This is a genomic window from Flavobacterium lipolyticum, assembly GCF_020905335.1.
Lineage (GTDB): Bacteria > Bacteroidota > Bacteroidia > Flavobacteriales > Flavobacteriaceae > Flavobacterium > Flavobacterium lipolyticum.
Genome location: NZ_JAJJMN010000001.1, coordinates 1,211,337 through 1,224,147, shown reverse-complemented (window position 1 = coordinate 1,224,147; position 12,811 = coordinate 1,211,337). Strand labels below are relative to the sequence as shown.

At 36.2% G+C, this 12,811-nt stretch carries 10 protein-coding genes; 5 read left to right on the top strand and 5 right to left on the bottom strand.

Annotated elements, in window-relative coordinates:
- The first annotated feature begins 205 nt into the window (after window positions 1-205).
- A complete protein-coding gene (locus LNQ34_RS05510; RefSeq protein WP_229998908.1) occupies window positions 206-1,561 on the top strand; it encodes a UDP-N-acetylmuramate--L-alanine ligase in 1,356 nt (451 codons plus the stop codon).
- 75 nt (window positions 1,562-1,636) lie between these two features.
- Here LNQ34_RS05510 and LNQ34_RS05505 read toward each other — a convergent pair whose 3' ends face one another.
- Window positions 1,637-2,266, bottom strand: coding sequence for a DUF1287 domain-containing protein (locus LNQ34_RS05505; RefSeq protein WP_229998907.1), 630 nt, complete (start codon window positions 2,264-2,266; stop codon window positions 1,637-1,639).
- 127 nt (window positions 2,267-2,393) lie between these two features.
- Between LNQ34_RS05505 and radC the strand changes: the two genes are divergently transcribed.
- From radC to LNQ34_RS05490, 3 genes are read left to right on the top strand one after another with little or no spacing between them, the layout of a single operon-like run.
- Entirely contained in the window at window positions 2,394-3,131 is a 738-nt protein-coding gene (gene radC, locus LNQ34_RS05500; protein ID WP_229998906.1) for a RadC family protein, read from the top strand.
- A 3-nt stretch (window positions 3,132-3,134) separates the two neighbouring features.
- Window positions 3,135-3,821, top strand: coding sequence for a YjjG family noncanonical pyrimidine nucleotidase (locus tag LNQ34_RS05495; protein WP_229998905.1), 687 nt, complete (start codon window positions 3,135-3,137; stop codon window positions 3,819-3,821).
- A 2-nt stretch (window positions 3,822-3,823) separates the two neighbouring features.
- Window positions 3,824-4,570, top strand: coding sequence for a hypothetical protein (locus LNQ34_RS05490; RefSeq protein WP_202701701.1), 747 nt, complete (start codon window positions 3,824-3,826; stop codon window positions 4,568-4,570).
- A gap of 15 nt (window positions 4,571-4,585) precedes the next feature.
- Here the strand turns inward: LNQ34_RS05490 and LNQ34_RS05485 are convergent, their stop codons facing one another.
- Window positions 4,586-5,863 (bottom strand): replication-associated recombination protein A, encoded by a 1,278-nt coding sequence (locus tag LNQ34_RS05485; protein ID WP_229998904.1) that lies wholly within the window; start codon window positions 5,861-5,863, stop codon window positions 4,586-4,588.
- A gap of 219 nt (window positions 5,864-6,082) precedes the next feature.
- On the opposite strand from LNQ34_RS05485, the gene LNQ34_RS05480 reads away from it, so the two are divergent.
- Window positions 6,083-6,847 (top strand): rhomboid family intramembrane serine protease, encoded by a 765-nt coding sequence (locus tag LNQ34_RS05480; protein ID WP_202701697.1) that lies wholly within the window; start codon window positions 6,083-6,085, stop codon window positions 6,845-6,847.
- A gap of 158 nt (window positions 6,848-7,005) precedes the next feature.
- Here the strand turns inward: LNQ34_RS05480 and rlmB are convergent, their stop codons facing one another.
- From rlmB to LNQ34_RS05465, 3 genes are all read right to left on the bottom strand, one after another.
- Window positions 7,006-7,740 carry a 23S rRNA (guanosine(2251)-2'-O)-methyltransferase RlmB gene (gene rlmB, locus LNQ34_RS05475; protein WP_229998903.1) on the bottom strand — a complete coding sequence of 245 codons (735 nt, stop codon included), beginning with the start codon at window positions 7,738-7,740 and terminating at the stop codon, window positions 7,006-7,008.
- A gap of 86 nt (window positions 7,741-7,826) precedes the next feature.
- Window positions 7,827-9,269: a SusD/RagB family nutrient-binding outer membrane lipoprotein gene (locus LNQ34_RS05470; protein WP_202701695.1), complete on the bottom strand. Its 1,443-nt coding sequence runs from the start codon at window positions 9,267-9,269 to the stop codon at window positions 7,827-7,829.
- 17 nt (window positions 9,270-9,286) lie between these two features.
- Window positions 9,287-12,367, bottom strand: a complete 3,081-nt coding sequence (locus tag LNQ34_RS05465) for a SusC/RagA family TonB-linked outer membrane protein (protein WP_202701693.1) — start codon at window positions 12,365-12,367, stop codon at window positions 9,287-9,289.
- Window positions 12,368-12,811: the final 444 nt, after the last annotated feature.

Sequence of the window (12,811 nt, the reverse complement as noted above, 5' to 3'; positions counted from 1 at the left end):
GTTTTAATAAAGAGAGTGTTATTTTTCACTAAAGGTTGGGAGCGTGCTCAAATAAATGTTGTACAAATTACTAATTTATCCCTAAAAGCAAATGTGACATTTTATAATTCCTTATTTTTGAAAAATAATTAACCGATTTAAGCGTGGAATTGTACTTTCGTTTCTCGAAGAAACAGTTCAACAAACAAACGATTTAACGTATTCAATGAAAACACATTTCATCGCCATAGGCGGAAGCGCCATGCACAATTTAGCACTTGCATTGCACAATAAAGGATATCAGGTAACAGGAAGTGATGATGCTATTTTTGAACCTTCAAAATCAAGATTGGAAAAGAAAGGAATCTTACCGGCTGAACTGGGTTGGTTTCCTGAAAAAATCACTGCCGATATTGACGCCATAATCCTCGGAATGCATGCAAAAGCAGATAATCCGGAGTTGCTAAAAGCGCAGGAGTTAGGTTTGAAAATTTATTCTTATCCGGAATTTTTGTACGAGCAGTCGAAGAATAAAACTCGAGTGGTAATTGGAGGTTCTCATGGAAAAACAACCATCACTTCGATGATTTTGCATGTCATGCATTATCATAATATCGAAGTAGATTATATGGTTGGTGCGCAGTTAGAAGGTTTTGATACAATGGTGCATCTTACTGAAGAGAATGATTTCATGGTTTTGGAAGGGGATGAGTATTTGTCTTCTCCAATAGACAGACGCCCTAAATTTCACTTGTATCAGCCGAATATCGCTCTGATTTCCGGAATAGCCTGGGACCATATCAATGTGTTTCCAACCTATGAGAATTATGTTGAGCAATTTGAAATTTTTATTGGAAAAATTACAAATGGAGGGATTTTGGTGTACAACGAAAATGACTCGGAAGTAAAACGTGTGGCCGAAGCCGCTACGAATCCAATTCGCAAATTAGCCTATTCCACTCCGAATTATACGGTAAGTGATGGCGTAACTTTATTAGAAACTCCTGAAGGCGATATGCCAATTGAAGTTTTTGGGGCGCATAATCTGAACAATCTGGCTGGAGCCAAATGGATTTGTCAAAATATGGGCGTTGACGAAGCTGACTTTTACGAAGCAATTGCCAGTTTCAAAGGAGCTTCAAAACGATTGGAGAAAATTGCTGAAGGAAAAGGAAAAGTAGCGTACAAAGATTTCGCACACTCCCCAAGTAAAGTTGCTGCGACTACAAAAGCAGTAAAAGAGCAATATCCAAATAGAACCCTAGTTGCTTGTTTGGAATTGCATACCTATAGCAGTTTAAATGCAGAGTTTCTCAAAGAATATGAAGGAGCTCTTGAGTATGCAGATGTGGCGGTAGTATTCTATTCGCCTGATGCTGTAAAAATTAAACAGCTGGAAGAAGTGACCTATGAGCAAATTGCAAATTCTTTTAATCGCGAAGATTTGATTATTTATACAAATCCTGCTGAGTTCAAAGAATATCTGTTCAATTTGAATCTTGAAAATTCGGCATTATTGCTGATGAGTTCCGGAAATTACGGAGGGTTGAATTTTGATGATGTGAAAGGGCTGATTAATTAGTCATTTTGAAAATTAGATAGTGTGCCAATTGCAATTTTGCAGTTGGCATTTTTTTTTTAGAACTTTTACAGATGTTTATTTCCAATAGGTATAATGTCCGGTAATTTTATACTGAAACAAACAGTCTTCAAGAACTTGTCCATTGCCAATGTTGTGTACAATTAAGTTTCGTTTTCCGTCTTCTGATTTTTTAGCTGTGACAATTCCAATATGGTCCAGTTTGTTATTAATCAGCCAGGTAACAATTTCACCTGTTTTATAATCATTTGCATTTTGAGTTACAGGAAGCTCTTTTCCTTTTCTTTCAAAGAAAACGGCCAAATTAGGAACTCTGCGATGGTCTATATTAGTGTCGGTAGAAGTCAGTCCCCATTTTTGTAAAGACGGATAAGCAGAGAAATTTGCCGCCATATCTTCATGTACTTCTTTCTGTAAGTCAATATTTAATTTTCGATAAGATCGAATTACAACATCGGTGCAGACTCCTTTGTTTGAAGGGATATCCCCATTAGGATAAGGTATTGAAAAGTAAGCCGGGTCGTAAACTGTCGAGGGATCAATAATTAATAATGCTGCATTGGATAATTTTTCAGGAAAAGTTTTTGCAATATCCAACGACAAGCTTTCTGTTACAGCAGTTTTGCTCTCTTTTTGATTGCAGGAGAGCAGAAGAAGGAAGAGAGGAAAGGCACCTAATATTTTCATGCCGTTAAGGTAAGGCATTTAGATGGGCCATTTATATAGTTAAAATAATTAATTTGAGATTAACATTGTTTTTATTTGTGAAGGATTTTTCTTATTTTTATGTGTTAACTTCTAAGAGTATTGTAAAATGAGAGCAAGTTTAAAAGTTGTAAAAACAACAAGTGAAACCCCGGATTTTGTGGGAACTTATTTTTCTATAAGAGATTGGTCTGAAGAAGATCGTCCCCGCGAGAAGTTGATCCGTAAAGGGAAAGAAGCATTGAGTGATGCGGAGTTAATTGCTCTGTTAATTCGCTCAGGTAGTCGAAATGAATCGGCAGTACATCTGAGTCGAAAGATTCTATTAAGTGTTGATAGTCTCAATGCTTTAGGCAAACTATCGATTACACAGTTGCTAAAATACAAAGGAATAGGAGAGGCTAAGGCTATTGCAATTATTGCTGCTCTGGAGTTAGGACGAAGACGAAGATCGGAGGATGCCGCTCAGTTGGCTAAAATCACTTCCAGTAAAACGGTTTTTGATATTATGCAGCCTCTCATCGGAGAATTGCCACACGAAGAATTTTGGGTGCTTTTTCTGAATAATTCCAATAAAGTAATTTCTAAATCCCAAGTGAGTAAAGGTGGGATTACGGGAGCCGTTGTGGATGTGCGTATTGTTTTTAAACTGGCACTTGAAATTGGTGCTACAGGATTGATTTTGTGTCACAATCATCCGTCAGGAAATTTGCTACCCAGTGATGCCGATAAAAAGGTGACAAAAAAGATAAAATTAGCAGGGGATAGTTTAGATGTTAAAGTTTTGGATCATTTGATTATAACTGAAGCAAAATATTATAGTTTTGTAGATCAAGGAATTTTATAAATTATGAATACCACTATTACCGATGTCTTTTTTGATTTAGATCATACACTTTGGGATTTTGACAAAAATTCTGAAATGGCTTTTGATCGAATTTTTAAAAGTAAATATCCCGAAATTAAAACAGAAGATTTTATCGAGAAATATGCTCCAATCAATCAGGAGTGTTGGAAATTATACCAGAATGATAAAATAACACATTTGGAACTCCGTTACAATAGATTAAAGTTTTCATTCGATGCTTTAAATTACACCATGTCAGATGAAAGTATCAATGAGATTGCCAATGATTATATTGAATTTTTAACCGACAACAATCATCTTTTCGAAGGAGCAATTGAAGTTTTGGAATATTTAAAGCCTAAGTACAAGTTGCATATTATTACTAATGGTTTTGCAAATGTTCAGGATAAAAAAATAAATAATGCGGCGCTTTCGGGTTATTTTGAAACCATTACAAATTCTGAGTTGGCTGGTGTGAAGAAACCAAATAGTATTATCTTTGATTATGCACTTAGTGCTGCCAAAGCTTCAAAAGAAAACAGTGTCATGATAGGAGATTGCCTGGAAGCTGATGTCAACGGGGCCTTAAATGCAGGTATTGATGCTATTTTCTTTAATGAAAAAAGAATCGAAGCTCCGCAAAATATTAAACAAGTAAACCATTTATTAGAACTAAAAAAATATTTATAATTATGAGAATAAAATTTTTGTTGATTGCATTTCTTGCATCAGTTATAGGATTTTCACAATCGGTTAATGATTACAAAGCGGTTATTGTTCCCTTAAAATATGATTTCCTTAAAACAGAAAATCAATATAGAACGTCAACAATGACTAAAGCTAATTTAAACAAAGCCGGTTTTCAGGCTTTTTATGCTAACGAGGTACTTCCGGAAGGTTTTGGGGATCGTTGCGATCTTTTGTATGCTGATGTTAAAAAAGAGAATGGTTTTTTAATTACCAAGCTTTTTTTAGAGTTTAAAGATTGTTACGGCAAAGTGATTTTTACATCTGCAATAGGAAAAAGTAAAGAGAAAGAATATGAAATGGCTTATAGAGAGTGCCTTGATCTTGCGTTTGTTTCAATAAACGCTTTGCGTTATAAGTACAGTGGTAAGAGTGTCAATACGACGAAATCTTCAATTCCGGCTACTCCGCTGACCACTTCAGTTGTAGCTGCTAAAGTGGTAGAAGCGACTCCGGTGGTTGACCTTAAAGATCCAAATTTATTGTATGCACAACCAACAGAAAATGGTTACCAGTTAATTGATAAAACGCCAAAGGTGATTATGAAATTATTGAAAACCTCTCGTCCAGATTCATTTATCGCTATAAAAGACGGAGTTCAAGGAACTCTAAATGCAAAAGACAATCAGTGGTTTTTTGAATATTATAAAAACGATCAGTTAGTTTCTGAAAAAGTTTCAGTTAAATTCTAAAAATAGAATACGGTTTTAATAACCGTATTTATCTTTCCAACGGTTCTTTAAAAATTCGCGGTTGCTGTTCTCTCTTGAATTGTGCCCCGGATTATAAAGAACCGTTTCTTTTAGGGCATCTGGTAGAAATTCCTGCTCAGCAAAATTATTGGCATAATCGTGCGAGTATTTATAATCATCACCATAACCCAGTTCTTTCATAAGCTTGGTGGGAGCATTTCGTAAATGAATAGGAACAGGTAGATCCCCGGTTTGTTTTACTAATTGCTGAGCATTGCCAATCGCCATATACGAGGCGTTACTTTTAGGAGAAGTTGCCAGATAAATAGCGCATTGACTCAGTATAATTCTGCTTTCCGGATATCCAATTGTAGTTACGGCCTGAAAGGTATTATTGGCCATAATAAATGCGGTCGGATTGGCGTTTCCAATATCTTCACTCGAAAGAATAAGCATTCTGCGGGCAATAAATTTCACATCTTCACCACCTTCAATCATTCTGGCCAGCCAGTAAACAGCTCCATTAGGATCACTTCCACGAATGGATTTTATAAAAGCAGAAACGATATCATAGTGCTGTTCGCCACTTTTGTCATATAGTACTGTGTTTTGTTGCACCAATTCAAAAACACGATCGTTGGTGATAATAATTTCATCTCCGGCAGAAGCGTTGATCACAAGTTCAAAAATATTAAGGAGTTTTCGCCCGTCACCCCCTGAAAGTCGCAGTAAAGCTTCTGTTTCTTTTAAAGTGATATTTTTTGAAGCCAGATGCATATCCGTTTTTAGCGCCCGATGCAATAAAGCTTCTAAATCGGCTTTTGTGAAAGCATTTAGGACATAGACCTGGCAACGTGACAATAATGCAGGAATGACTTCAAAACTTGGGTTCTCGGTCGTCGCACCAACCAATGTAATCCAGCCTTTTTCGACAGCGGCCAAAAGGGAATCTTGCTGTGACTTACTAAAACGATGGATCTCATCAATAAACAGAATGGGATTTTTAGCCGTAAATAATCCACCGCTTTGTTTGGCTTTTTCGATCACATCACGAATATCTTTCACACCTGAATTGATGGCGCTCAGGATATAAAACGGACGCTTGGATTCCTGCGCAATGATTTGCGCTAAGGTGGTTTTTCCTGTTCCGGGAGGGCCCCAAAAGATCAACGACGGAATTATTCCTTTCGAAATTTGCTGCGTTAAAGATCCGTTTGGGCCAACCAAATGACTCTGACTGATATAATCTTCTAAGTGTTGTGGGCGAATACGCTCGGCTAAAGGTGCTTCCATTTTGTAAAATTACAGTTTTCGGTTTTAATTTTATAGTTTTTAGAAGCTATTCCTGCTGTTTGCTGTATCTTTTGCGTCCGCTGCTGCGGACACAAAAGGATGTCGCTTCCATCAGGGCTAGAACAGGGTTTAAGAATATTCCAATTAGCTGACAAATTATCAGTAAATTGTAATTGGATAGTTTTTTGATGTCATCATTATAAATTTACCTTAAAAATTATGAACGACAACCATTTTAAATTTACGACTGCAGTTATTGGTCTTCCGGTATTTTTTGTTCTTTTTTTATGGATCGTGTACTGGGTTCAGATACGCTTTGATTTCGACTTTTATCAATATGGAGTCTATCCAAGAGATCTGTCAGGTTTGCAGGGTGTTTTGCTCAGTCCTTTTATTCATGAAAATTTAAGCCATTTATACAATAACTCTATTCCTCTTTTGGTATTATTGGCGGCGCTGCAATTTTTCTATCCTAAACAATCCTTTGCAGTGATTGGTTATGGCATTTTGTTTTCAGGACTAATTACCTGGATTATTGGTCGTGAAAATTTTCATATTGGTGCCAGCGGATTGATTTACGTCTTAGTCAGTTTTATTTTTTTTAAAGGAATCCAAACTGGCTATTATCGTTTAGTGGCGCTCTCATTATCTGTTATCTTATTGTACGGTGGAATGATTTGGTATGTCTTTCCGGAGGTGGATAAAACTATTTCCTGGGAAGGACATTTGGCAGGTTTCATCACTGGATTTGTTATGTCTTTACTTTACAAAACCCCTGAGTATGCAAAACCTATTATTTATGAATGGCAAAAACCGGATTTTAATCCCAATGAAGATGCTTTTATGAAGCATTTTGATGAGAATGGAAATTTCGTAAATACGGAGATCGTTGAGGAAGAACCGGAGGAATTAATGACTTATTTTAATTCAGATGTTTCGGTTAATTATATTATGACTAAGCCTGAGACAAAGCAGGATAGGTAATGTTGGGCTTAGGATGTTTATTTGCCCGTAGCTTAAAGGTGTAAGTAACACTACTACAATTAAGCTACAGGTTTTAAGAAAGAATAGTTTTTGAGGATATTTGGAAGACATTAATTTGTTTTTAATTTGTCATCGTAATTCTCAATTCTATATATTATTTAACTTCTTTGGCGAACAGCTTCATATAAAAATGCACCGCAGGCAACAGAAACATTCAAAGATCCAATGGATCCAAACATAGGTAATTTTGCTTTTTCATCAACAATTTTCAGAACAGAAGGATTTATACCTCTGTCTTCAGACCCCATTATGATGGCTACCGGTTCATTTAAAGGTACGTCGTATATATTTTGGTCTGTTTTTTCGGTAGCAGCCACTGTTTTGATACCTGACCCCTGAAGGTAAAAAATGGCATCTTTGATATGTTCAACTTTGCAAATTGGAACATTGAATACCGCTCCTGCCGAAGTTTTAACCGTGTCTCCGTTTACTGGAGCAGAACCCGCTTTTTGTACAATGATTCCATTTACACCGGTACATTCAGCAGTTCTGATAATAGCACCAAAATTTCTGGCATCTGAAATCTGATCCAGTATTAAAAATAAAGGTTTTGATCCGGATTCGATTGTCGATTCAACCAAATGTTCCAGTTCAATAAAACCAATAGGGGAGATGGTCGCTACCGCTCCCTGATGATTATTTGGAGTTAATCGATTAAGTTTTTCTACAGGTACATAAGAGAAATTAATGTTAGCGCGTTTCATCACTTTCATTAAATCTTTCATTAATTCTCCGGAAATTTCTTTTTGAATAAATACTTTATCCACTTCTTTTCCTGCCTGAATGGCTTCTATAATGGCTCTAATTCCAAATATTTGATGTTCTTTTTCCATGTGACAAATATAGGTATATTGTTGGTATAAAAAAAAACCACTCTGAGTGAACAGAGTGGTTTAGTATATTTATAAAGGTTTAAGGATTAATTATCCCACCATACTTTTGTTAAAAATGTTACATAAGGAACGGGAACACCAGGACCAGCAGCTAAAGAAGCACCGTTAACATTAATTTCTTTTTGAGGATATGGTAATCTTCTTGGAGTAACTCCGTTAGTACGGTTAGTTGTAGGGGGAGTTAAAACAGGGAATCCAGTTCTTCTCCAGTCTACAAAAGATTCATAAGAAGCTTGATACATCGTGATCCATTTTTGTTCCATAATTCTTTGCAATGTATTGTTGTAAGCAACTAATGGGTTAGCAGTGTAAGTTGCTAAACCTGTAGCTCCTATTGCAGCAAAGTCATTTGTTATAGCTTTGTCATAAGCTATTTTCGAATTTACCAAATCGTTGGCTCTAAAATAAACTTCGGCTTTAACAAATTCTACTTCTGCAGCACTAATAAGAGTAACGGGAGAGTTAATTGAAGCATAAGCTGATCCTACGCGTGAAAATAAATTCTCTCCTGCGTCGTCTAAATCCTGCCCTGGAAGGTTACCAAGGTATTGCCCCTGTAGTCCTGCAAGGTTGTTTTTAACAGGTAAGAAGTATAGGGTTAGTCTAGGATCATTTAGTGCTTTCATATTGTTGACAATCGTACTACATACTGCCTGATCTTTTCTACCCGATAAAACATCAAATTGGTAGATTGGATTTGCATTATTTGCAGTAGTTCCAAACACTACTTTAGCATTGTCTGTATTTGTGCTAATTAGTTTTGGGTTAGTTTGTAAAAATGCCAACGCTTGTCCTGGATTTCTTTTACTAAGGTGATTTAATAATCTTAGTTTTAAAGAGTTTCCAAAGGCTTCCCATTTTGTAGCATCGCCACTATATAATAAGTCGGCAGTTCCTGGTTTGGCACCAGTATTGCTTTTCACGCTTACGATTGCCTGATCTAATATCGTAAGTAAAGAAGTGTAGATTGCTTCTTGTTTGTCGTAAGCAGGAGTAATATTTGATGCCCCCTTTAAACTTTGGGTATAAGGAATGTCTCCAAAAAGATCTGTTGCTACGCTGAAAGTGTAAACTTGAAGAATTTGAGAAGCTCCAAGGTAAATATTGTCCCCTGTGATTTTAGTTTGATCTTCAATTGATCTCAAGTCGATTAATATGTCATAGATGCTTGCCCATAAACCATCAGTATCACCTGAGGTGATATTGTATTGTCCGTAATTTAAAGGCTGTCCTCTATGTCCGGAATAATGCTGTACAATACTTGCAGGCATTCTTGTTCCGTCTCCACCAAGAGTATAAGCTAAATTAACTTCTGCAGCTGATAATAAGGTTGCAAATGGAACTACTGTTGGATTGTTTGGGTCATTGTTTATGTCTAACTCATTTTCACAAGATACAAATACCGCCGCCAATGTAATTAAGCCGATATGAAATATTCGCTTAAAATATTTGTTGTCAATTTTTTTCATTTTCATTAATTTTAGTATTAGAATTGCGCTTTTAGGTTGAAACCAAAAGTTCTTGTAGTTGGGAATGCAAATCTGGACACACCTTGTGCATTACCAGTTCCAAATGAGCTTGATTCCGGATCGATATGAGGAACATCTGTCCAGATAAATAAATTACGTCCATATACTCCCAAATCCAAAGAACGAATATATTTATCTTTTAACTTGAAAGTGTATCCAAGAGTAACTTCTCTTAGTTTAACCCAATTGTTTTCATAAACATATTGTTCATTAGGATAAGCGCCTAATCCATACCAGTTTGCATCACGTTTCACCACAACATTATTTGGAGCTCCTGTGGTAGCATTTACTCCAGGGAAAATATAGTCGTCATTACGTGTTAAGGTTTGCTCACTAACACCATAAAAATCTAATAATTCACCAGTTCCACTGTATAAGTAACCACCTTGTCTTATGTCGGCAAGTGCTGTGAAGTAAATGTTTTTGTAGTTAATAGCTGTACTTAGACCTCCAGTCCAATCGGCTTCAGTATGGCCAAGAATTTGTCCGTCTAATACAGAAGGAATACCATTGTCGTCTACTAATACCTTTCCGTTTGCGTCTCTTTCGTATCCGGTTCCGATTATTGTTCCTAATCTTTCACCTTTTACAGCAAAAATAGCTGGGTTTCCACTAAATCCACCAAGATAAATTCTATCTACACCTGGATAAGTTTCGTCAACATGTGATCTAATTCTACTGAAGTTGAAGGACACATCCCATCTGAAATCTTTTGTTTGAATAGGTGTTGTTCTTAACATAAGTTCAAAACCTTTCGAGCTAGTTTGTCCACTATTGATGATTGTTGCATTAGCACCTGCTGCAGGAGAAATGTCTAACGGGATAATACCATCAGTATTTACGTTTCTAAAGTAGGATGCGTCAATACCTATTCTGTCTTTGAATAATTTTAATTCAACACCCACTTCGTATTCTGTTGTGAATTCAGGGGTTAAGTTTGGATTACTAATTGTATTTTGGATGGTATATCCGGCAAGGTTATTAAATGGGAATTCTACACCTGGTGTGAAACCATCTCCAAATATTGCTTTTCTGTAAGCAGGTTGTGTTAAATATGGATCAGCATCTCTACCTGTCTTCGAAACACCTACACGTAGTTTACCGTAAGTAAGTATGTCAGATTCGATTTTGAATGCATCAGTGAAGATAACAGAAGCACTTACTCCAGGGTAGAAGAAACTTCTATTGTCTTTAGGTAATGTTGAGCTCCATTCGTTTCTGGCAACTACATTTAAGAAAAGATAGTCGTTGTAGCTAAGAGACAGGTCACCAAATACTCCAAACAAGGTTCTTCTTGAATTGTATAAATAGGCAGGAGAGAATGTCTTGATATTGTTTGTATTGATAATTCCAGGAAGTATTAGTTCAGTACCAATAGTTTGTGATTGTTCAAAAGTTCTATTATTGTAATCTTGCCCGGCTGTTAAAATGGCTTTGAATTTCTCCGTAATATCTCTCTTGAATGTAGCAGCTAATGTAGAAGTTGTTTCTTGACGAGTAACATTATCGTAAGTCAAGTTTCCTAATGGATTACCTCCAGTGTTAATGTCTTTAAAGAGAATTCTTTTGTCGGCTAAATAGTCATTACCAAGACGATAAGATATTTTGAAATCTTTAGCTACGTCAAAGGCGAAGTTTAAACCTGTAATATATCTTTGGCTATCCGTACGTGCTGAGTTTTTGTTAGCAGTCCAGTATGGGTTGTCAAAGGCTCCTCCACGGAAGTTAATTTGTGTTCCGTTCGGTCTTTGATATCCGTAGCCTTTTAAATCCCATGAAACAGGAGCGTGGAATAAGGCGAAAAATGGATTTGATCCGTCTTGTCCTGCATAGGCAAGATCTCCTTTAGAAGCATTGTAGCTTAGGTTAACTCCGGCAGTAAATTTACTACTGAATTTATAGTTACTGTTAAAACGACCATTGAATTTTTGGTATCCCTGATTAGGAACAATAGAAGTTTGTTTTGATTGTCCGATAGATACAAACATATCGTAGGCATCTGTTGAATTTGAAAGAGATATGTTATTGTTGTAGGTTACTCCCGTTTGAAGAAATTGTTTTCTTGGATCAAATACTTTTAACTGAATTTGTTGTGGGCCTAATCCTAATGCAGCACCTGCAGCAGGACTTGTCACAGTTTGTCCTGTAATTCTAGGTCCAAAAGATCTAGATCCTCCTTCTTGGTATACACCATTCGCTCCCTGTGCATATTCAGTTTGAAAATCAGGTAAAACAAGAGCGTTATCCACACCTACAGAACTAGTGAATTCGATAACAGGTTTTCCTGCTTTATCAGAACCTGTTTTTGTGGTAATTAAGATAACACCATTCGAACCACGATTTCCATATAATACGGCTCCGGCAGCACCTTTAAGTACTGTTACAGTTGCAATATCATTTGGGTTGATATCGGCTGCTCTGTTGGGGCTGTTAAATCCTGTTACAACATTTTCGTTACCGTCGTTGGCATTACTCATTGGGATTCCGTCAATAACATAAAGAGGTTCATTGTTTCCTGTTATTGATTTGTTTCCTCCTCTGATTACTAATCTACTTGCCTGACCTGGAGCACCTCCTGAAGCAGTTACTTGTAGACCAGAAACTTTTCCGCTAAGACCATTTACAAGGTTTTGACTGTTTCCTTTATTAAGGTCATTTCCGGATACCTTTGTTGTGGCGTAACCAATAGCTTTATCTGCTTTTTTTATACCTAACGCTGTTACTACAACACTTTCAAGTTCCACCGAATTATCGGCCAACTTTATGTTAATAGAAGTTGAAGTAGCAGCTAGTTCCTGAGATTTCATCCCAATGTAGCTAAATACCAAAACCTGGTTTGAAGAAGCTTTGATAGAGTATTTACCATCAAAGTCTGTTTGTGTTCCTGTTTTTGTTCCTTTAATCAATACACTAACACCTGGTAAAGGCATTCCTGTATTGTCAGAAACTGTTCCAGAAACAGCTCTTTCTTGCGCAAAAGTAAGTTGCGCTACTAGTACTAATAAAAGTACTAGGAGTCCATTGAACTTTAGTTTCATTTTTATGTGTTTTGAATTAGTCTGGTAAAAATCTTAATTATTTGTTAATCTACCTAATATAAAAAGCTTTTTTTTTGTTCATTTTGCAGTTTTGTTGTGAGATGTGTTTTTTTAATGTTAAAAAGTAAGGGTTAATATTGTCTTGTTTGTTTTTTATTTAACATGTGTTAATGCTTGATTTTGCTAGGGTTTTCATGATTTTTATCCATGTTATAAGATGCTTTTTTGAGTGTACTTTTGCCTTTGTCATTTTGAAAATAAAAAAGAGGTCATCCTGATATGAACAACCCCAAAAAGTTAGACGCTATTTTGTTGCAATAGTCTGATAAAGCAAAAAAAATGAATCTTTGATTTTTTTTATATTGAGAAGTAAGTTGTGAAAATTAATTTGTAGAAAGATCTCTTGTCAAATAAGTTATTGTGTTTTAAGGGACTAGCTGTTTG